Origin of the sequence: Sulfurimonas sp. NW7, from assembly GCF_051132265.1 — a bacterium.
GTDB classification, from domain to species: domain Bacteria; phylum Campylobacterota; class Campylobacteria; order Campylobacterales; family Sulfurimonadaceae; genus Sulfurimonas; species Sulfurimonas hydrogeniphila.
The window spans coordinates 2,001,462-2,021,459 of sequence record NZ_CP093235.1 but is presented as its reverse complement, the minus strand read 5'-3'; the positions used below and the strand labels follow the sequence as shown (position 1 = coordinate 2,021,459).

The 19,998-nt window shown below is 37.5% G+C and carries 18 protein-coding genes; 12 read left to right on the top strand and 6 right to left on the bottom strand.

What is annotated here, in order from left to right; all coding sequences use genetic code 11:
• Nucleotides 1–4 precede the first annotated feature (4 nt).
• The 12 genes from carA (at nt 5) to MLC35_RS10510 (ending at nt 12,304) form a co-directional block, all read left to right on the top strand.
• Entirely contained in the window at nt 5–1,144 is a 1,140-nt protein-coding gene (gene carA / locus MLC35_RS10565) for a glutamine-hydrolyzing carbamoyl-phosphate synthase small subunit (protein ID WP_346389731.1), read from the top strand.
• A 213-nt stretch (nt 1,145–1,357) separates the two neighbouring features.
• A complete protein-coding gene (gene ccoN / locus MLC35_RS10560) occupies nt 1,358–2,851 on the top strand; it encodes a cytochrome-c oxidase, cbb3-type subunit I (protein ID WP_346389730.1) in 1,494 nt (497 codons plus the stop codon).
• An 18-nt stretch (nt 2,852–2,869) separates the two neighbouring features.
• Nucleotides 2,870–3,562, top strand: a complete 693-nt coding sequence (gene ccoO / locus MLC35_RS10555) for a cytochrome-c oxidase, cbb3-type subunit II (RefSeq protein WP_346389729.1) — start codon at nt 2,870–2,872, stop codon at nt 3,560–3,562.
• A gap of 14 nt (nt 3,563–3,576) precedes the next feature.
• Nucleotides 3,577–3,780: a CcoQ/FixQ family Cbb3-type cytochrome c oxidase assembly chaperone gene (locus tag MLC35_RS10550; protein WP_346389728.1), complete on the top strand. Its 204-nt coding sequence runs from the start codon at nt 3,577–3,579 to the stop codon at nt 3,778–3,780.
• Nucleotides 3,781–3,789: 9 nt separating this feature from the next.
• Complete coding sequence (locus MLC35_RS10545; RefSeq protein WP_346389727.1) at nt 3,790–4,731, top strand: c-type cytochrome; 942 nt, start codon at nt 3,790–3,792, stop codon at nt 4,729–4,731.
• Nucleotide 4,732: 1 nt separating this feature from the next.
• Complete coding sequence (locus MLC35_RS10540) at nt 4,733–4,942, top strand: DUF4006 family protein (RefSeq protein WP_346389726.1); 210 nt, start codon at nt 4,733–4,735, stop codon at nt 4,940–4,942.
• Between the two features lie 109 nt (nt 4,943–5,051).
• Nucleotides 5,052–5,771: a 3-dehydroquinate dehydratase gene (locus MLC35_RS10535; protein WP_151899422.1), complete on the top strand. Its 720-nt coding sequence runs from the start codon at nt 5,052–5,054 to the stop codon at nt 5,769–5,771.
• A complete protein-coding gene (locus MLC35_RS10530; protein ID WP_151899423.1) occupies nt 5,749–6,276 on the top strand; it encodes a FixH family protein in 528 nt (175 codons plus the stop codon). Before MLC35_RS10535 ends, MLC35_RS10530 begins: the two co-directional genes overlap by 23 nt.
• Before the next feature lie 2 nt (nt 6,277–6,278).
• The gene (locus tag MLC35_RS10525) at nt 6,279–8,624 is read left to right on the top strand and encodes a PD-(D/E)XK nuclease family protein (RefSeq protein WP_434636943.1); all 2,346 of its coding nucleotides are present in this window, start codon (nt 6,279–6,281) and stop codon (nt 8,622–8,624) included.
• Between the two features lie 309 nt (nt 8,625–8,933).
• Nucleotides 8,934–9,221: a nucleotidyltransferase family protein gene (locus MLC35_RS10520; RefSeq protein ID WP_151899425.1), complete on the top strand. Its 288-nt coding sequence runs from the start codon at nt 8,934–8,936 to the stop codon at nt 9,219–9,221.
• On the top strand, nt 9,214–9,594 hold the full coding sequence (locus tag MLC35_RS10515; RefSeq protein ID WP_230973290.1) for a HepT-like ribonuclease domain-containing protein: 381 nt from the start codon (nt 9,214–9,216) through the stop codon (nt 9,592–9,594). The genes MLC35_RS10520 and MLC35_RS10515 overlap by 8 nt, the downstream gene beginning before the upstream one ends.
• A complete protein-coding gene (locus MLC35_RS10510; RefSeq protein WP_434636941.1) occupies nt 9,587–12,304 on the top strand; it encodes a RecB-like helicase in 2,718 nt (905 codons plus the stop codon). The genes MLC35_RS10515 and MLC35_RS10510 overlap by 8 nt, the downstream gene beginning before the upstream one ends.
• Before the next feature lie 53 nt (nt 12,305–12,357).
• On the opposite strand, the gene MLC35_RS10505 is transcribed toward MLC35_RS10510, so the two are convergent.
• The 6 genes from MLC35_RS10505 to MLC35_RS10480 form a co-directional block, all read right to left on the bottom strand.
• Nucleotides 12,358–12,735, bottom strand: a complete 378-nt coding sequence (locus tag MLC35_RS10505; protein WP_151899427.1) for a response regulator — start codon at nt 12,733–12,735, stop codon at nt 12,358–12,360.
• Nucleotides 12,736–12,745: 10 nt separating this feature from the next.
• Entirely contained in the window at nt 12,746–15,931 is a 3,186-nt protein-coding gene (locus MLC35_RS10500) for an ATP-binding protein (protein ID WP_434636938.1), read from the bottom strand.
• Between the two features lie 3 nt (nt 15,932–15,934).
• The gene (locus tag MLC35_RS10495) at nt 15,935–17,365 is read right to left on the bottom strand and encodes an Hpt domain-containing protein (RefSeq protein ID WP_434636933.1); all 1,431 of its coding nucleotides are present in this window, start codon (nt 17,363–17,365) and stop codon (nt 15,935–15,937) included.
• A gap of 11 nt (nt 17,366–17,376) precedes the next feature.
• Nucleotides 17,377–17,793, bottom strand: a complete 417-nt coding sequence (locus tag MLC35_RS10490; protein WP_151899430.1) for a PAS domain-containing protein — start codon at nt 17,791–17,793, stop codon at nt 17,377–17,379.
• A gap of 69 nt (nt 17,794–17,862) precedes the next feature.
• Nucleotides 17,863–19,665, bottom strand: coding sequence for an excinuclease ABC subunit UvrC (gene uvrC / locus MLC35_RS10485; protein WP_418640742.1), 1,803 nt, complete (start codon nt 19,663–19,665; stop codon nt 17,863–17,865).
• On the bottom strand, nt 19,655–19,993 hold the full coding sequence (locus MLC35_RS10480; RefSeq protein WP_434636930.1) for a hypothetical protein: 339 nt from the start codon (nt 19,991–19,993) through the stop codon (nt 19,655–19,657). The genes uvrC and MLC35_RS10480 overlap by 11 nt, the downstream gene beginning before the upstream one ends.
• Nucleotides 19,994–19,998: the final 5 nt, after the last annotated feature.

Below are 19,998 nucleotides of genomic sequence, written 5' to 3'. Positions count from 1 at the left end.
GCGTATGAGTTATTCATTGAAAAAAGCCTGGATATATTTGGAGAACGGTACTTTTTTGGAAGCAAACAGTTTTGGTGCAGACAAAACAGAGGTCGGCGAAATCGTTTTTAATACCTCAATGAGCGGCTATCAGGAGATAATGAGTGATCCCTCGTATGCCGGACAGTTTGTTACTTTTACAATGCCGGAGATCGGAAATGTCGGTGTGAATGAGCAGGATATGGAGAGCGCCAAGGCGCATGCCAAGGGAATGATAGTGCGAAAATACCAGGGGCGTTATTCAAATTTTCGTGCACAAAACTCCTTGCATGATTTTTTGATTGAGAACAGTGTGATGGGTATTTGTGATATTGACACACGCTATCTGACAAAAATGCTCAGAAGCGAAGGTTCCATGATGATGGTTGCTTCAACACAAATAAGCGACAAAGAAGAGCTGAAACAGATTCTCCAAAACGCTCCCCGCATTGAAGATGTAAACTATATAGAACAGGTCAGCACAAAAGAGCCGTATCAGCATACTTCAAGCACTTTTTCATACAGAGCATTCAAGTATGACGAAGCACCAAAAGCAGAAGCAAAAATCGTTGTCATTGACTTTGGTGTCAAGCGTAATATTTTAAATGAACTTGTGAGTGCAGGCATCGAGGCAGAAGTCATCCCAAATGATTTTATAGCCGAAGACCTGATAGAAAAATATCATGCAAAATTAATTGACGGCGTCTTTTTGTCAAACGGTCCCGGAGATCCTCTGGTGCTTAAACGCGAACAGGAGCAGATTAAAAAGCTTATAGATGCAAAAGTGCCGATGTTTGGAATATGTCTGGGGCATCAACTGCTCTCAATTGCTCACGGGTATGATACTTTTAAATTAAAGTTCGGACATCACGGCGGCAACCATCCTGTCAAAAACGAAAAAACCGGACTGGTTGAGATTACAGCACAAAACCATAACTATAATGTTCCGGACACTATTACAGAGATTGCAGAGGTGACACATACAAATCTTTTTGACGGAACCATTGAAGGCTTACGTTATCATGAAGCGCCTGTATTTTCAGTCCAGCATCACCCGGAAGCTTCCCCCGGTCCCAAAGAGAGCCGCTATATATTCAGTGAGTTTTTATCTTTGATAAGAAGATAAAACTCTCTCTTTTCTCGTAATTTTCTTATAGCAAACACATAATTCCTAATTAATTGCTTCCTTTTAGAATGATATTAAAAAAAGTGTCATTTTTATGTCACTTTTAAGATAGATTAAACAAATCTATTGTTAATATACAAATGTTGATTAGTCTTTTGAGTGTATTTATACATTTAAAAGACTTAATTGCTTTGAATCTTAAGGAGGCTATATATGGAGAATCGTCCATTAGAGTACGACTATACGGTTGCAAAGATGTTCATGTTGACAACAATTGTTTTAGGAATTGTTGGCATGACCATCGGTGTATTTATTGCATTTGAACTTGCATTCCCGGGATTGAATACAATCTTTGGTGCTGGTTTGGCTGAATATACAAACTTTAGTCGTCTTCGTCCATTGCACACAGACAGTGTTGCATTTGGTTTTACAGTAAGTGGTATTTTTGCTACTTGGTTTTATGTTGGTCAGAGGGTACTGAAAGTATCTATGGCAGAATCAAAATTTTTGATGTTTATCGGTAAACTTCAATTTTGGTTATATGTTATCGGTGTTGCAGCAGCAGTTGTAACGCTTTTTATGGGCTATACATCTTCAAAAGAGTATGCAGAATTTGAATGGCCTATTGACATTGCCATTGTTGTTGTATGGGTACTGTGGGGTGTAAGTATTTTTGGTCTTATCGGTATTCGCCGTGAGAAAAGTTTATATATCTCTGTATGGTATTATATTGCTACATTCTTAGGTGTGGCTATGTTGTATCTTTTTAACAATATGGAAATACCTACAATGCTGGCAACTTCTGCTGCAGGTGAGACAAACATTGGTGATTGGTTCCATTCAATTTCAATGTATGCAGGTACAAATGATGCGCTTGTACAGTGGTGGTATGGACACAATGCGGTTGCATTTGTATTTACAGTGCCTATTATTGCTATGATTTACTACTTTTTACCAAAAGAGTCCGGACAGGCGATTTATTCATACAAATTGTCTTTACTATCATTTTGGGGTTTAATGTTTGTTTATCTTTGGGCAGGTGGTCACCACCTTCTTTATTCAACTGTTCCTGACTGGATGCAAACTATGGGTTCTATCTTCTCAGTAGTCTTGATTTTACCGTCTTGGGGTTCAGCGATCAATATGCTTTTGACAATGAAGGGTGAATGGCAACAGGTTGCAGCATCTCCATTGATTAAGTTTATGGTTCTTGCTTCAACTTTCTATATGTTCTCTACACTAGAAGGTCCTATCCAGGCGATTAAATCTGTTAATGCTATTGCACACTTTACTGACTGGATTGTCGGTCACGTACATGACGGTACTCTTGGTTGGGTCGGATTTATGATTATTGCTGCGCTTTACCATATGGCTCCGCGTGTATTCAAACGTGAACTGTATTCTAAAAGTCTTATGGCTGCACAATTCTGGATTCAAACTTTAGGTATCGTTCTTTACTTTACTTCTATGTGGATTGCAGGTATTACACAGGGTATGATGTGGCGTGCTCACGATGAGTTTGGAAACCTGGCATATTCATTTATGGATACTGTTGATGTATTGCATCCATACTACGCACTTCGCGGTACAGGTGGATTGTTATATCTTATCGGTTTCTTTATGTTTGCTTATAATATTTACAAAACTATGTCGTCTCGTCCTGTGGAAGAGTCTGAATTACAAAATGCTTCGCCTATGGGCGCTTAAGAAAGGGAGGATTATATTATGTTTCATTGGTTAGAAAAACACCCGTTCTTTTTTGCGGTAGGTGTATTTGTAGTAATTGCTTTTGCAGGTTTGATTGAAATCGTTCCAAACTTTGCACAGGCTTCTCGTCCTGTTATCGGAACTAAACCGATAAGTCTGTTAGAACAGGCCGGTCGTGATGTTTATATCAAAAACAGCTGTAATGCCTGTCATTCACAGCTGATTCGTCCGTTTAAAGCGGAGACTGACCGTTACGGTCACTACTCTTTAAGTGGAGAGTATGCGTATGACAGACCATTCCTTTGGGGTTCAAAAAGAACAGGTCCGGATTTACATAGAGTAGGAAATTACAGAACAACGGAGTGGCATGAAAACCACATGAAAGATCCAAAGTCTGTAATGCCTTCAAGTATTATGCCTGGTTATCCGTGGATGTTTGCAAATACTGCAGACATAGATACTGCGTATGCAACACAATTGACAAATGCTCAGTTCTTTGGTGTACCGTATAACAAGCCTGTTCCTATGAAAGACGGCTCAACTACAGTAGTTAAAATGGCAGATTCTGTTGCTCAAGCACATGCTATGGCACTGGAAGAAGCGAAAAAAATTACAGCGAAAATGAAAGATCAAGACGTTAAAGATGCAGTGGCACGTGGTGAAATACCTGAAATAGTTGCATTAATTGCATATTTAAACAGTCTTAAATAGCAAAGGTGTATATAGTGGACTTTAATGAATTTGCAGCGTATGCGTACTTCTTTTTAATAGTATTTTTGGTTGTCGGGACATACTCTTATGTTTATCATCTTTATACAAAAAAGAAAGATGCTACCGGAGTTGATTATGAACACTATAGTAATATGGCACTGAAGGATGATATAGGGGATACTCCGGTAAAACCTGTATCAAAGACAGAAGAAAAATAGGAGAGATATATGAATAAGCTTTATCTTTGGGGAATTATCATAACTGTTGCAATGTTGGCTGCAACATATGTAACAGTTGGATACCAAAAAGGCGGTCTCAATGATGATATCGTCAATATGCTTGCTATTGCAGGGGCTGTGGCACTTGTAATAATTACAGTATTTGTGGTTATCAAGTATGTTCGTCAGATGCAGGTTGATCAGGCAACTGGTGAATTGGCAGATGAGTCATGGGACAACATAGGTGAATATAAAAACCCGGTACCTTTTGGTTGGGCAATTATGTTTTTAGGTACAATGATTTGGGGTATGTGGTATTTTACAATCGGGTATCCGGTAAATGCATTTTCTCAAATCGGTCAGTACAATGAAGAAGTTGCAGAAAAAAATGCTGAATTTGAAAAACAATATGCAAACATCAAAGGCGAGCAACTTGTAAATATGGGTGAATCAGTTTACCTTGTTGAGTGTGTTGCTTGTCACGGTTTGAATGCTGACGGCAATAATGAAGTTGATGCGGCAGATTTAAACCGCAGAATATCTGCTAAAAGTGTGAAGTATGTTATCAATCACGGTTCAAACAACAAACTTTTAGGAACAGAGATGCCGATGCCTGATAGAAACGGTCTTTTCAATGCAGCAACCGGTGCATTGATTACAGACAAAGAGATTGATGAAGTGGCTGATTATGTTGCAGGCGGATTAAAAGATGCAAACAGTGCAGGTGCGGCAGTATTTGCTAATGTATGTGCTGCATGTCACGGTCCTGACGGAAAAGGCATGGCATACGTTGCTCCGGATATTGCAACTTGGAATCAACAACTGATCATCAATGTTCTTGATAACGGTAAAACAGGGGCTATTGGTAAAATGCCAGCAATGGACAGACTGAACCCTAAACAAAAAGAAGCTATTGCAGCATATGTGATGAGCTTAAGTAAAGGAGAGTAGCATGAATGAAAATAGAAGTGTTTTTGCTCTTGACGGTGTAACGGGTATGCTGATTGCAACTGTTTTACTACTTAGCATATTGGCTTTTTTAAGTGTCAATGCTGTAAGTGTACAACATGCTCAAGCTGAAAACTTTTATAAGATAAAAGATGAAAAATCAATTAAGATGTTTAGTACTGAAAATGCTAAGCATGTTGTTGATGTGAAGTAAGGAGTTTAGAATGGAAAAAATTATTTCTTGGGGCCTTGTAATTATGGCTGCATATACTCTTTGGGCTGTTGTAACTCCAAATCATCTTTATGTTGGTTAGGAAGTTTATTTGAAACTTTTAAGAAGAGGGCTTTATGCCCTCACCCTCATACTGTTATTTCAAACACATTTATTTGCAGAGTATTTATATAAAGATGAAGTGATACACAACCCAAAATTCACGGAAGAGGTGGAAACCTTAGGGAGTACGCTTTATAAGAAAACAGGGATTTCTTTACGCCTGATGATGCTTAAAGAACTGCCAAAGAATATGACGATGTACGAATATGAAAAAAAAATATTATCGCAGTTTCAGGAACCGACAATATTGTTGACATTCTCTGAAATGAATTCGCAGGTAGATATAGAAGCAAATGATCAGTCTTTATATAAATATTTTGACAAAAAACAGGTACTGAGTCCGGTTACATCCTATGTACAGGCCTTTATGATGGCAGCATTTTATGCAAAAAGCTGGGATGACTTTGTCAGCATTATGAGCAATACCGGAGGGACTATTTTACCTCTTTTAGGCGGAAAAGCAAAAAAAGGAATGGTCGCAGACAAATATTCTGCGGCAATGTTTAACGGTTACCTGGATATAGCGCAGCAGATAGCAAAAGCCAAGGGTGTCAAGTTGGGACATGGATTTGACAGTGATGCAAATCAAACGTCTTTGTTTTATGTAAGAGTATTATTCTATGGTTTTATTTTATATGGTATAGTTATGCTTTTTAAAAGAAAAATTTATAAAATGAGGCATAAAAATGAGCATTATAAAAAGTGGTAGACTCTGGCCTTATGCAATAGGACTGGCAATTACAGGTGTTTTTGGCTTATGCGTATGGACAATTATAGAAACAAGCAAGGCTGACATACAGCCGAGTGATGATTATATGACAAAATACCAGGATGCAGATGCAAATGCAAACAAACTTATCAAACAGAGAATAGCTTTTGACAAAGCATATAAACTGAAATTTGTTTCAGACAGAATTTCAGAAAATGGTTCGGATGTAAAGTATGCCCTCACTACAAAAGAGGGCAAAGCGGTCAAAGGCGCAAAAATGATTTTGGAAATCAGCCGTCCTGAAGTTGACACCTACACAAAAACGCTCAAAGATCCTGTGTTTGAAGAGGGTCTTTATGTATTTCATGATGTGAAATTTCCAAAAAAAGGTGTTTGGAATCTGTTGTTAAAAGTAGATGTCGGTGACAAGAGCAGATTTTATGCTATCAAAACTGATACCCGCATCATAAACGACAGAAGCATCCAGGAAGCTTCGCAGTACTAAATATGGAAGAGACAACCATAGTCCTTCCGACTGCCCGTGCTATTCGTCACGAGCAGCTTGCTGCACAAGAACAGACACTCTTTTTACCCAACTACATTACTATGAGCGATTTTATCGCCAGACTCACGCTTGTAAAAGGCTATAAATTTATAGATGATGAGAGCAGAATACTGCTTTTGCTTGAAGCGTCAGATTTTAAAGGCTTTGCAAACCTTCAGATCGAGCGGAATTTTTTTACCTTTACTAAAAATTCTTCGTATATCTTTAAATTTTATGAAGAACTGAGTGCAGAACTTTATGATATCAATCTACTCAGCAGTGCCGATGTTTATGCAGAGTATGAAGAGCATATTGCCATTTTGCAAGAACTTTACAAACGTTATGAAAAACTGTGCAATGAAAAAAAACTGCTTGACAGAATATTTTTGCCAAAGCTTTACGAATTTAACGAAGCGTATGCAAAAACACATCAAAATGTGACGATTTATTTAGACGGGCATCTGACAAACTTTGAGCTTGAACTGTTGCAAAAGGCAAAGTCGTTTATGTCTATAAAACTCCGTTTCTGGGCGACGCGCTTTAATGAAAAGATGCAAAACAAACTGGGCGAACTCGGGTTTGAACTGGAAGCCGGATTTATATATGAACTTGACTTTAACAACATAAAAACGCTCACAAAAGAAAAAATACCTACAGATTACAAGCTTACATGTAACAGTTTCAGCGAATCTCTTTTGCAGGTTGCCTTTGTACAGCAGAAAATCTATGAATTTGTGCAAAAAGGATATAATCCCCAAAAAATTGCCGTCATTTTGCCCAATGAAACCGCAGCACCGATACTTAAAAGCTTTGATGAAAAGTGCAATCTGAACTTTGCAATGGGGGAGTCTTTTCGTCACTCCGGAGTTTATAAAAAAATCGAAGCAACATTAAATGCGATAGAACAGGACTCAAAAGAGAATGAGGCACGTATACAAAGAGTGGGAGATGAGCTCTTTTTACTTTTGCACGGACTCTACTATAAAAAAGTTTCAGAGATTGATTTTATGCAAAAAATGCAGGAAGTGGCTGCTTTTTTTACCAATAGACAGGAGAAGAAAATATTGAACGAGGAGTTGCATAAAATAGAAAAACTTTTGCCTTTTATGCAGGATATGAGTGTAAAATCACTCTTGAATATTTTTATGCAGCGTCTGGCTTTGAGAACTGTGGATGATGTCCGTGGGGGCAAAGTGACGGTAATGGGAGTACTTGAGACAAGAAGTGTTCATTTTGATGCAGTAATTATTATAGATTTTGATGACAAAAATGTTCCAAAACGCAGTGATAAAGATATGTTTTTAAATACACAGATACGAAAAGCTGCCTCTTTGCCAACGATGGGAGACAGGGAAAGCCTGCAGAAACATTACTACCAAATGCTGATTTCACGCTCAAAAGAGGTGGCAATCGCCTATGTCAACTCAAGTGAGAGCAGCGGTTCAAGGTTTTTAAAACAACTCGGCATTACACAAAAAAATGAGCACAGAGAACTGGACTACGCTGAAATTCTCTTTCAAAAAAGAGAGGCAGGTTTTCAAAAAGAAGAAGAGATAATAGAGGAGTACAGTTTTAAAAATGTAGCGCTCTCTGCCAGCAGGCTCAAAACCTTCCTTACATGTAAGCGTAAATATTACTATAAATATATCCAACATATAAAAAACCATGAAATACCAAAAGATATGCCTCAGGAGTATGAAATAGGCAATGTCGTGCACAGTGCATTAAAAGCAGTCTATGAAAAGCAGAATTTTTATACGGATACCGAAAAGCTCAAAAAAGATATCAACAAAGCTCTGGATGATTTTTGCGGAGAGAGTGAGCTTGACAAGTATCTCGTTGAAATGCAAAAAAAACGTCTGGAGGCTTTTGCGGAGGCTGAAATAGAGCGGTTTAAAAAAGGCTGGAAAGTATTCAAAACAGAAGAACTTTTAGAAACGAATTTTGCAGGCATGAAAATTGTCGGTCAAATAGACAGAATAGATAAAAAAGAAAATCTTATCGAGGTGCTTGACTATAAAACAGGTGCCTACATGCTTTATAATAAAAACAACTACACAGAGGCAACGGACTTTCAGCTTGAATTTTACGCTCTTTTGGCCGGCGGTTTTGGAAACGTTGAGCGTTGCGGTTTTTATGATTTGAAAGAGTCTCAAATCATCCCGGAAGCATTTTTGCAAGAAAAAACAGAAATATTAAAATCTCATATCAAAGATCTCCTTTCCATAGAGTCCGTCAACTTTGAAAAATGTGAAGAGACAAAGCCCTGCCAGTTTTGTGAATATGCCATCATGTGTAATAGAGATTAATTGTAAGTATAATGCAAAATATTATTTATGAATACAGTAAAATTGAAAATAAAGGTCTGAAAAGCCATATCATCAACACGCCTAAACTACATAAATATTTTAAACTTGATTGGAATGTTTTATAATCACGACAGTATTGTGGGATATTGAATTTTGGGGCATTATACATTTGTAAAAGAGTATTTTTATGCCGATGAAAAAAGTGCAGATGAAATAACGGAAGAGGTCTTGAGAGAAAATAATGGCTAAGTTTGTTATTTACAGAAATGCTATAATACACTTAAGAAAGCAAAAAAGAGGTATATTATTATGACAAAACGTGATGTACTTAATTATTTAAAAGAGCATTACCCCGAGTTCCATAAACAATATGCGGTTGAAAAAATTGGATTGTTCGGAAGTTATGCAAGAGATGAAGCAACACCGCAGAGTGATATAGATATTTTTGTAAAAATGAGACCTAATATGTTTGATATGATTGCAATAAAAGAGCAGATAGAAGAAGATTTGCATATAAAAGTGGATATTGTGCGTGAACATAAAAATATGAAACCTTTTTTCCTGGAAATGATTCAAAAAGATTTGATTTATGCTTAATGATAAACAAAGAATGATTTTATCCACACTTGATGATATACGAATATCATTAGAACTCATTATTCAAAGATGCCAAAAAATAAATTCGAGTGATGATTTTTTAGAAAACGATGAGGGACTTTTAAAACTTGATAGTATCTCAATGCGACTAATTGCTATTGGAGAGGGTTTTAAAAATATTGATAAATTGTCTGAGGGAAAAATATTGCCTCAGTATCCAAATATTCCGTGGAGACAGGTAAAGGGAGTGCGAGATGTTTTATCTCATCACTATTTTGATTTGGATGCGGAGGTAATATTTGAAATTTGTCAAAATGATATACACAATCTTTTAGAAGCAACTGTTGAAATAATAAAAGATCTTCATGTCTAAGTTTAAAAATAATCTTGCCTACGAAGCGAGTGCGGGGAGCGGGAAGACTTTTATGCTTGTTGTGCGCTATCTTTCTCTACTTTTTAAAGGTGCGGAGCCTGCGAAGGTTTTGGCTCTTACTTTTACAAATAAAGCGGCTGCCGAGATGAGTGAGCGGATTGTCGAGACACTGCAGGCATTGGAATCACGTATGGAATTGCATGAAATTGCCAAAGAGTGTGGGATGTCTGACAAAGAGATTTTGGCAAAACGGTCGCAGATTTTGGCCGAGTTTTTAAATGCACATACGAAGATTATGACGATAGACAGCTTTTTCGCTCAGATTTTGAGAAAATTTTCTCTGTATGCCTCTTTGATGCCCGATTTCTCAACGGCGAATGCCCAGCATGAAGTCAAACTGATGTCTCGTTTTTTAAAAGAAGTCAGTGTTGCCAACAAACGCAAGACGCTTATCAGTCTCTCTTTGGAATCAAACAAACGTGTCAGTGACATTTTTGCGCTGCTGGATGATTTTTATCTTAAAAAAGAGGAACTTTCTCATCTGAAGTTTCAAAAAAAATCGATACAGGCGTATGAAGAGGAGGCGATGCAAGGGCTCTCTCTTTTGCAAAATATTGTAAAAAACTGCAAAGAGGCATCGGTGACACTGCAAAAAGCCGTTGTTGCCCAAAATTTTGAAGCACTCAAAGCAAAAACATGGGTATATAAAGAGAGCCTGAACTACTGGGTCTTTAAAAAATGCTTCAGCCCTGCAATGGATGCGGCTCTGTTGCAAATTCAGCGTGCCGTACAGTCGCATGCAAAGGCAAAAGAGCAGAATTTTTTCTATGCCCTGAATGAACTTGTTGCACTTTACAAAAAGGCAAAAAAAGCACTCTATGTAGATGAGGGAGAACTCAGTTTTTCGGATGTGACGCTTCTGGTGTATGAGATTTTGCACCGTCTCAATGAGAGCGAATTTCTGTACTTTCGCCTCGATGCAACGATAGAACATATGCTGCTTGATGAATTCCAAGATACCAGCATATTGCAGTATGAGATTTTAAAACCGCTTATCACAGAGATAACTTCGGGTGCGGGTGTCTGCAGCGAGGGAAGTTTTTTCTTTGTGGGGGATGTTAAACAGTCTATTTACCGTTTTAGGGGAGGTGTGTCGGCTCTTTTTGGGGAGGTGGCAAAAGAGCACCGCACCGAGGTAAAAAAACTTTTGACAAACTACCGTTCGCAAAAAGAGGTTATAGCGTTTGTCAACAGAGTCTTTGCGGATAAAATAAAAAACTACACTCCTCAGCTTGTTCGCAAAGAGGCACAGGGCGGTTTTGTCGAAGTGATTGCAGATGAGGAACTTTTGGATGCACTGGTTGAGCAGGTAAAGCGCTTGATAGATCTTGGCGCAGATGTGAATGACATTGCCGTTTTATGTGCGACTAACAGTGACGGACAGGTCATTAAAAACGTACTTGATGAACAAAATATAGAGGTTGTGACTGAGACAACCACAAAGCTTATCAACCAAAGAAGTGTCAAGGCTGTTTTGGAGTATTTGAAATATCTCTATTTCAGAGAAGAGATTTACAGACAGAACTTTTTTGCTTTGATAAATCAGGAGGTCAGGGCTGTTGCCACTGTAGATTTTAACAGTGTCAAGCTTGTAGATGTTGTGAAGAGATGTATAGAAGAGTACAGACTTTTTCAAGATGATTTTCACCTGATTCGCTTTTTGAATGCTGTATCCAAATATGCAGATATTGAAGCGCTTTTGTTTGAGTATGAAAGACTTGATACTTCTGCAGCGGCGGCTGATATCAGTGGAGTGAGGGTTTTAACGGTACATAAATCAAAAGGACTGGAGTATGAGCATGTGATTGTCATGGACAGACTGAAAAAGGCTCCTGCTCCAAGAGATGCCATTATTTACAATTATGACGGCATCAAACTGCAAAATCTTTATCTGAGAACAAAAAACAGAGAGCTTATTGACCATGACTATGCCTATGCTCTTTCCAAAGAAAAAGAGCTTATACGAGAAGACAGTTTGAATGCCCTGTATGTTGCTTTTACAAGAGCAAGAGAAAACTTGATCATCCTTGCAAAACCAAAAGATTCCATATTTGCATTGCTGGATTTACAACCTCAAAGCTTCGGAGAACTGCGCTCTACATGTAAAGCCAAAAACATACCGCAGGCATATAAAAAACTTTCGTTTGAAAATATCTATTACGGAACACAGAGTGATTTGTTGGCATTAGAAAAACACAATGAAGAAGATTTGCAAGCCATTAATTTTGGAATTGCTTTGCACTATACTCTGGAGATGATGCAGGAGTTTACACAAGAAGCGCTTGCTTGTGCCAAAGATATGATGCTGAACAAATATGGCTTTATGCTCACAGAGTCAGAGATAGATGATATACAGCAGAGAATAGAGAGGCTTGTTGCTGCACCGGAGTTTTTGACTTTGACCCGGGGAGTATGCTATAAAGAAAAGGCTCTGCGCTATAAGAACAATCTGCGTTATCTTGATTTGTTGGTCAAACATGAAAAGGGAGAGTGGAGTGTGATAGACTACAAAAGTGCGATGCATTTTACCGAGGAGCATCGCAAGCAGGTTCGATACTATGTAAAAGCAGTGAAAGAGATAACGGGAGATGAAGTGCGTGGCTATATCTGCTATATCTTGGAAGATGCCGTTAAAATAGAGACCGTTTAAACGGGTAGAAGAGGTATTAAAAACAGGTCCTTGTGCAGAACCTGTTTTGCAGTTTAGACGATGACTGTTTTGATTTTTGCAATCAAATCGTCATTGCGTATAGGTTTCATTAAAAATCCATTTGCGCCGCACTCCAAAGCTTCTGCTTTTTTTGTTTCATCTGTTGTAAGAACCAAAATAGGAAGTTGACGCAGACTTTCATCGGCACGCACGACTTTAAGCATATCGATACCACCCATGATAGGCATGATGATATCCAAAAGTATCAAGTCAATATCATCACGGCTTTTTAAAACACCTATGGCATCTGAGCCGTTTTTTGCTTCGACAACCTCTTTTACATTTCCGCTTTTCATCAGCATAGATTTTAAAAGCTTCAAATTAATGAGATCATCATCAACTGCAAGCACAACCAAATCAGTTTTTTTCATAGTTATTTCCTTAAATAAATTTTTCTATAACAAGTCTCAGCAAGTCTTTGTTTATAATATTTTTAATCGTTTCATCTACATATTTTGAATCTTCTTCACTTACAGGTACAGCCGGATCTACAATCAATACCAGGTAGGTGGAGAGATTGTTTTTTTGACTTTTCTCTTTGACTGACCGGGCGAAATCTTTCAAGTCTAAAGTTTCTGTCTCTTTGTCAAACAATATAAGTTTATAGCTCTCCTCTTCAATTTTCTTTTGCAATTCATCTATATTGTCTATGACTTCGTAAGTATATCCAAGTGAACTGAGAATTTTTGTAAAAAGCTTTGTTTCAAAGGGACTTTTTTTAGCAAGAAGAATATCAGCTTTGTATTTTGCCGGAACTTTTTCCGGTACTGCTTTTTCTTCTTTTTCCGGTACTGCTTTTTCTTCTTCTTCTTTTGCTTCTTCTTCCTGCTGTTGTGCTTTTTCTGTTTTCTTTTCTTCTGTCTTTGCATCATTGACATCCACAATGTGGTCTGCTAAAAAATGATTCAGCAGTGTTATGATCTCTTCACGTACTAATGGTTTTGTTGTATATTCATCAAGTCCGGCTGCTAAAAATCTTTCACGATCACCCTTGAGTGCATTTGCTGTTAAAGCGATTATTGGAACATGGGGCTGGTTGTATACCTCTTCATATTCAAGAATCTCCTGCGTCGCTTCTATACCATCAAGGAAAGGCATTTGGATATCCATAAAAATCAGATCATAGTTATTGTCTTTGCGTTTTTGGAATGCTTCAAGTCCATTGGATGCGATATCAACAGTGAGTCCCAAGTCTTCAAGTGTCCGTTTTATCAGTTTTTGGTTGATTATATTGTCTTCTGCAACAAGTACTTTTGCTGCAAATTTAGACGAACCGACTGTAAAGACTTTGTTTGAAGTTGTTTTTAATTTTGGTGCTGTAAAATTTTGACTTTGGTAATTTTCAAGGGCTGCTTTTAATTTGGTATTATTTAATGGCTCATATATGGTCTTAAATATCTCAATACCCATAGAGTCGATTTTTCTCATAAAATAAGATTTTGTAAGAAGTATCAGCTTTTGCGGAAGAGTGCTGTATGCTTTTAATTCTTCTTCGGTTGCATATTCATAATCTACAAAAAGCATATCATAATTTATTTGTCGCTGGAGTGTTTCAATTTCATTTTTGTTTTTAAATGTTGTATAGCTTACGCCGTAAAAATCAAGATACTCTTTGAGATAGGTGTCTTGTCTCTTTGTTTTATGAGCAGACTCTAAAATTAAAGCATTGATTCCCAGATATTGTTCTTTGGCACTTTCGCTGATAACTTCTATCTCTTCAAAATCAAGTGTAAAGAAGAAAGTTGTTCCTTCTCCCGGTTCACTGTGCAGATCAAGTTGTCCACCCATCAGTTCGATAAAACGCGCAGAAATTGTAAGACCAAGACCTGTACCGCCGTATTTACGTGTAATGGATGTGTCTGCCTGTGAAAAAGCTTCAAAAATTCTGGATTTTTGCTCGCTTGTAACACCGATACCGCTGTCTTGCACTTCAAATCTGATACGTGTTGTTCCTTCCTGAGGTGATTGCAGTTTTCTGATATCGACATTGATAGCTCCGGAACTGCTAGTAAACTTCACAGCATTAGAGAGCAGGTTAATAAGAACTTCTTTAATTTTTGTCGGGTCACCTTTGAGCGGCTGTTCAAGTTCAGGGTCAATAAAACATCCCAGATCAATGTGCTTTTCACTTGCACGGACAGCATATACATCAACGGCACTTTCAAACTCTTCTATAGGATTAAAGATTACATCTTCAATTTCAAGTTTATTGCTCTCGATTTTTGAAAGGTCAAGAATATTGTTGATAATTTCAAGCAGGTTTTCTGAAGATTTTTCGATAATTTCAACAAACTCCTGTTGCTCTTCTTTGAGTCCTGTATCTTTAAGAAGTTCCGTAAAGCCAACAATTCCGTTGAGCGGCGTACGAATTTCATGGGACATATTTGCAAGAAACATCGATTTTGCTTCACTCGCTTCCTGTGCTGCTTCTTTATCCCGTTTTGTCTGTTCAATGATTTTTTCCAAAAGACTGTAGGCTTCTTCTGTCCCTTTGGCTGTATGAAGATTGATCTCAATTGCTTTGTCGCTTTCATTCGTGTCTTCTGCAACTTTTCTGAGGACACCTTCAAGGTTGTGAATATTTCTGGCAATTTCATTAGAGAGCAAAAAGCCCAAAACTGCCAATATGATTGAAATCAGCCAAATTGTCAATGTAATGGTCAAAAACTGTAAAGCTTCTGTTTTTACCTGAACGGCTCTGGTGTCCATGGCACTCAGGACAACATTTTCTCCCTCTGAAATAAGGTTGCTTTTTTCTGAAAGCATGGCAAACCAGACACCCGGGTTTGTTTCATACTCTCCGCTTGCTGCAGCAATTAAAATAGAAGCACGTTCTGAGTTAAGGTCATCAAAGAGCTCAAGAGCATCATCACTTTTAAATAGTTCATCAAGCTTTTTCTCAAGATTTTTGTCTTTGAGGTTATAGAAGTTGATAGCATCGGCTTTTGCGATTAATGAGAGCCATTGATTTATCTCTTCTTCTTCCATTTCTGTTGAACGGGCAAGGGTATAAGAGATAAAGTCACGTTCATCTGCAGTATAGGCATTTGCACGTACCAGCGAAATATAAACAGAAGCATAAGTGTTGATTTTACTGTCAAGCTGGTGCGACGTAATCGTTTCAAGCTGCTTGATAATTATTTTTTCTGCTTTACCATATACCTTATTGTATATATCTTCAAAGTTTATTTTATGTGTATCAACCAATGTTCTGGCATGTTTTATACTTTGCATCGCATTTTTTAATGCCGTGTCTTTTTGTGAAAGTGCCTGTAGCTTTTGAAAATAGAGTTTTTCCTGTTTGTCAACGATCTTTCTCTGCTTTAAGAGTGATTTTAATGTATTTGGTGAGGAATTACCAAGGTACATTACGGTCATACCTCTTTCCCGGGAAACATTTCTCAGAAGGTTGTTGAGTTGCCTGTTTGTGGAAAGTTTATCCTGAAGAAGTTGTGCTGCTTTATAGTTTTCGTATGAGTTATATACAAAATAACTTGTAATAGAAATTAAAATAATAATCGGTAATAAACTAATAAGTCGAAGTCTGTTTTTTAGTCCTATTTGCATTGCCTATTCCTCTTCTTTTGAAATTGCTGTAAGTATATTTTCTATCTCTTTTACAGTTTGTGTCAGCGTCTCTTTATCTGTAGAGTGTGTGAGTGTTTCAAGTTCATTTGTAAAAGTGTGCATTCTCATATTGTCACTCATTCCTTTTAATTTTAAGGCTTGCCGCTTCAGTGCAGGGTAGTCTTGGGTGGCGAGAGCATCATTTATTTTTGCAATTATAGCATGTGCTTCTTTTATAAAGTCTTCAAAGAGTTCATTGAAACTCTCTAAATCCAGGCCTATCTCATTGGCAATTTTTTCTTTAGAATATTTTTTCTCATTTTCTGATTCTTCCTGCGTTTCTGTCTCTTCCTGAATTTCCTGTTCTTCTTGAATCTCCGGCTCTTCTTTAAATTCCAAAGTCAGTTCAGGTTCATCATCTTTAAAAGTGAGAATTTCTTCAGATTCCTGTGGTGCAACAAAATCATCATCATAAAGTTCCGGAATTTCAATTTTTTGAGGCACTTCATCATCTTTTATGGTGGCAAGATCTTCTTCACCGGCTAATTTTGCAATAATTCTGTAAAAATCATCCAGGTTTGTCTGTATGATATCGACATCAGAAGTAGCATTTATAATTGAAAGTACTTCATGTGCATCTTCAATACGAAGATTCGCTGCGACTCCTTTAAGCTTGTGCGAAAGAGTTTTAACATTATCAATATTTCCTTCTTCAAGTGATTTGTAAAGTTCATCTTTAAAGTCGTTTGCCTGGGTTATAAAATCCTGTATAAACTCTTCAATCAAATCAAGTGGCAAACCAAGCTCTTTTGATGCGATATTGGGGTCAAAAACATAGGTGCTTTTCGGTTTTTGAGGAGATTCCTGAACGAAAGGCTCTGTCTTTGTTACTTCCGGGGTTTCGATGCTTAAGTCACCTACATCCAGCATTGCATCAAGGTCTTCTTTCTCTTGTGTCTCCACATGTAACGGAGTGTCATACTCATCTTGTATGACTGTTGGTTCTTCTGTTGTCTTAAGGATTGGTTGTGACTGCTGTGGAGATACTGTTTCCGGTATTGTTCTTTGCGTAATATCTCCTGAAATAGCATCATACTCCTGCGCTGTAAGTGTTCGCAGATTGTTTAAGTGTACTATATAGGCTTTTTGAGTCGGATTGTCTACAAGGTAGGCATTTGTAATTGTAATTATTGCTTTGTAGTTTTTTGAATTGGCATTAATGATGACTTTGGATTCTTCATTTGACTCTGCACATGTTATATAGTCAATCCAGTGCACATGCTGAAAATTATGTATATATCCTGGTGTTTTTACAAACAAATCTGCGAAATCTGTCACTTCTGCGCGCAGATCAGCCAAATCTTTATATCCCAGTGTATGCAGGTTTTTTTCGTCAATACCCAAAAACTCTTTTTGAAAATTATAAATTAGCATTCTTCCATCCCTTATTCCTCTTCTGTCTCAAGCATCTTTTTATATGTTTCTTCTGTTTCTTGAATATCTTTGCGAGAGGCTGCTTTTCTGGCAGCAATATAACCTGTTATATTTTCATCATTATCTCTGATTGGCAGAATTTCTGTCTCTACCCAGTAGTACAGACCGTCTTTTCTAAGGTTTTTTACAAGTCCGTTCCAAGCCTGTCCACTTTGAATAGTTTCCCACATTTTTGCAAATATGCTGCGCGGCATATCCGGATGTCTGAGTATGTTGTGGGGTTGTCCTACCAGTTCATCGGCTTTATAACCGGATACACTGCAAAATAGTTTGTTTGCATAGGTAATAACACCTTTTAAATCTGTCTGAGAAATAATGACATTTCCGTCAAAAAAATACTCTTCGTCTACAGGGATAATTTTGCTCATTAAAAAACCTTATAATTAGTGATTCACTTGAATTCTCACAAATATATCATAAAGGAGTGAAAAAAAAACTTATTTATAAAAATTTTTGATGGTTTTTGCATCTTTTGTATTTAAAAGTGAACGAATATCATCAAATGTGGCACTTTTGAGTGCTTCAAAGGTGCCATAATGATTGAGCAGTTTTTGAATTTTTGCAGCCGATATTCCATGTAAACTTAAAAGTCTGCTCTCCTGATCAAGTTTGAGTTTTGTTTTTTTGTGAAATGTGATCGCTGCTCTGTGTGCTTCATCCCGTAAATTTTGAACCCACTGCAGACGTTTGTCACTTGTTTTGAGTCTGAAAATTTTCTCTTTTGTATAGAGAATATCCTGAGCATTTCCTTTGGCTCGGTGTGCCTTGGCATCAACTTTTTCTTTTGAAATGGCTATGACATCAAGGGCGATACCGTTGGATTCAAGTATGTCAAGTGCAAGTTTAAGCAGTGTTGCTCCTCCGTCGAGTATCCACAGGTCCGGCGGTGAATTTTTAGAAAAACTCTCTACTCTTTTTGTAAGTGTTTCGCGCATTTGGGAGTACTCGTCTTTTGCCTCCAGATGATAGGTTCTGTAGGATTTCTTGTCAAACTTTGTATTTTCATATACGACCATAGCTCCGACTGTTGCAACACCGGACATATGGGAATTGTCAAATATTTCCACTCTGTTTGGAATTTTTTGCAATTGACACAGTTCCTGGAGTTCTTCGAGTATTTTGACATTAAGTGTTTCTTTGTCTTTTTTCAATAACTCCGCTGCATTTAATTTTGCCAAAGCAATCAAGTCTTTCTTCTTTCCTCTTTGAGGGATGAGAATGTGTGCTTTTTGACCAAATACTTTTGTGAGGTGATGCGCTATAAGTTCTTTGTCCTCAAAACTCTGAGGAAGAAGAATCGGAGCAACGATGGGAGGCTTTTCATCTTTGTAAAATCCAAGCAGTGCTCTTGAATAGAGCTCATTCAAATCCAAGCCTTCATGAAGCTGCAGATACTCATGAGAAGAAGAGATTATTTTGCCGTGTCGCATAAATATTTTTACAACTACCGCTCTTTTTTCAGAATTTTCTATTGCAAAAATATCATAATGTTCATTTGTGGCAAAATCAATTTCGCTTTTAATCTGGGACCGTTCTATTCTCTCTATGGTGTCTCTGAGCTCGGCGGCTTCTTCAAAGCGCAACTCCTGGGCATAAAACTCCATTTTTTCTTCCAGTTTGCCAAGAAGCAGTTTTTTGTTTTTAATCAGTTGCGATGCAAGTGTTACTTCCTGCTGATAACGCTCTTTGCTGATTGGCAGTTCACAGGGACCGAGACATTTGTCTATCTGATAGTAGAGACAAAGTTTTTTTGACTTCAGACAGGATTTTTTCTGTACAAGTTTGCAAATATCATAAATGGAGTTGAGAATATCTCTCGCACCGACAGAGTAGGGACCATAGTAGGTGATATCTTTGGAGTCAATCACCTTTCTTGTAATGTCGAACCGAGGATACTCCTGAGAGTTGTCTATATAAATGTAGGGGTAGGTTTTGTCATCACGGAGCAAAATATTGTATTTCGGACCCAGCTGTTTGATCAGTGAATTTTCAAGTATGAGCGCATCATGTTCGGAATTTACAATGATATAATCCATGGAAACGGTTTGGTTTATCATTTTTGAGATGCGCAAAGAGAGCTGCGGATTTGCACAAAGTTCGGGAGTAAACTGCCAGTAGCTTTTTACACGCTTGGCAAGGTTCTTGGCTTTGCCCACATACAGGAGATGGCCGTTTTTGTCAAAATACTGATAGACTCCCGGGTTGTTCGGCAGTTGTTGGATTTTTTCTTTAAGTGTCATTTTTTTCTTTTATAATTTTTTGGATAGAGAGAATAAGTTCTCTGAGTTTTTCATCATGAACAGGAATGTCAAAGTTTCCCGTTGCTCTTTCCCTGTAGGATACAATTTTTCTGGGTTGTGTCAATGCTGTTGTGTCTCCATGTAAAGCAGGTTTATGTGTAACAAAAGCTTTTATATCTGTTATAGTTTCATTTTCACATTCTGTGGGAGTGTGAAACTTTAAAGCACTTTTAATGCTTTGTATACTATTATCAAATTCTTGTTTGGCACCGGGATGATTGAGAACGAAAAAAAGTATTTTGTTTTTTATATATGAAAACTTAATCATCTTTT

Coding starts and splice junctions, on each gene's coding strand:
- carA (WP_346389731.1), top strand. CDS start 5: ATGAGTTATTCATTGAAAAAAGCCTGGATATATTTGGAGAACGGTACT.
- ccoN (WP_346389730.1), top strand. CDS start 1,358: ATGGAGAATCGTCCATTAGAGTACGACTATACGGTTGCAAAGATGTTC.
- ccoO (WP_346389729.1), top strand. CDS start 2,870: ATGTTTCATTGGTTAGAAAAACACCCGTTCTTTTTTGCGGTAGGTGTA.
- MLC35_RS10545 (WP_346389727.1), top strand. CDS start 3,790: ATGAATAAGCTTTATCTTTGGGGAATTATCATAACTGTTGCAATGTTG.
- MLC35_RS10540 (WP_346389726.1), top strand. CDS start 4,733: ATGAATGAAAATAGAAGTGTTTTTGCTCTTGACGGTGTAACGGGTATG.
- MLC35_RS10530 (WP_151899423.1), top strand. CDS start 5,749: ATGAGCATTATAAAAAGTGGTAGACTCTGGCCTTATGCAATAGGACTG.
- MLC35_RS10525 (WP_434636943.1), top strand. CDS start 6,279: ATGGAAGAGACAACCATAGTCCTTCCGACTGCCCGTGCTATTCGTCAC.
- MLC35_RS10520 (WP_151899425.1), top strand. CDS start 8,934: ATGACAAAACGTGATGTACTTAATTATTTAAAAGAGCATTACCCCGAG.
- MLC35_RS10515 (WP_230973290.1), top strand. CDS start 9,214: ATGCTTAATGATAAACAAAGAATGATTTTATCCACACTTGATGATATA.
- MLC35_RS10510 (WP_434636941.1), top strand. CDS start 9,587: ATGTCTAAGTTTAAAAATAATCTTGCCTACGAAGCGAGTGCGGGGAGC.
- MLC35_RS10505 (WP_151899427.1), bottom strand. CDS start 12,735: ATGAAAAAAACTGATTTGGTTGTGCTTGCAGTTGATGATGATCTCATT.
- MLC35_RS10500 (WP_434636938.1), bottom strand. CDS start 15,931: ATGCAAATAGGACTAAAAAACAGACTTCGACTTATTAGTTTATTACCG.
- MLC35_RS10495 (WP_434636933.1), bottom strand. CDS start 17,365: ATGCTAATTTATAATTTTCAAAAAGAGTTTTTGGGTATTGACGAAAAA.
- MLC35_RS10490 (WP_151899430.1), bottom strand. CDS start 17,793: ATGAGCAAAATTATCCCTGTAGACGAAGAGTATTTTTTTGACGGAAAT.
- uvrC (WP_418640742.1), bottom strand. CDS start 19,665: ATGACACTTAAAGAAAAAATCCAACAACTGCCGAACAACCCGGGAGTC.
- MLC35_RS10480 (WP_434636930.1), bottom strand. CDS start 19,993: ATGATTAAGTTTTCATATATAAAAAACAAAATACTTTTTTTCGTTCTC.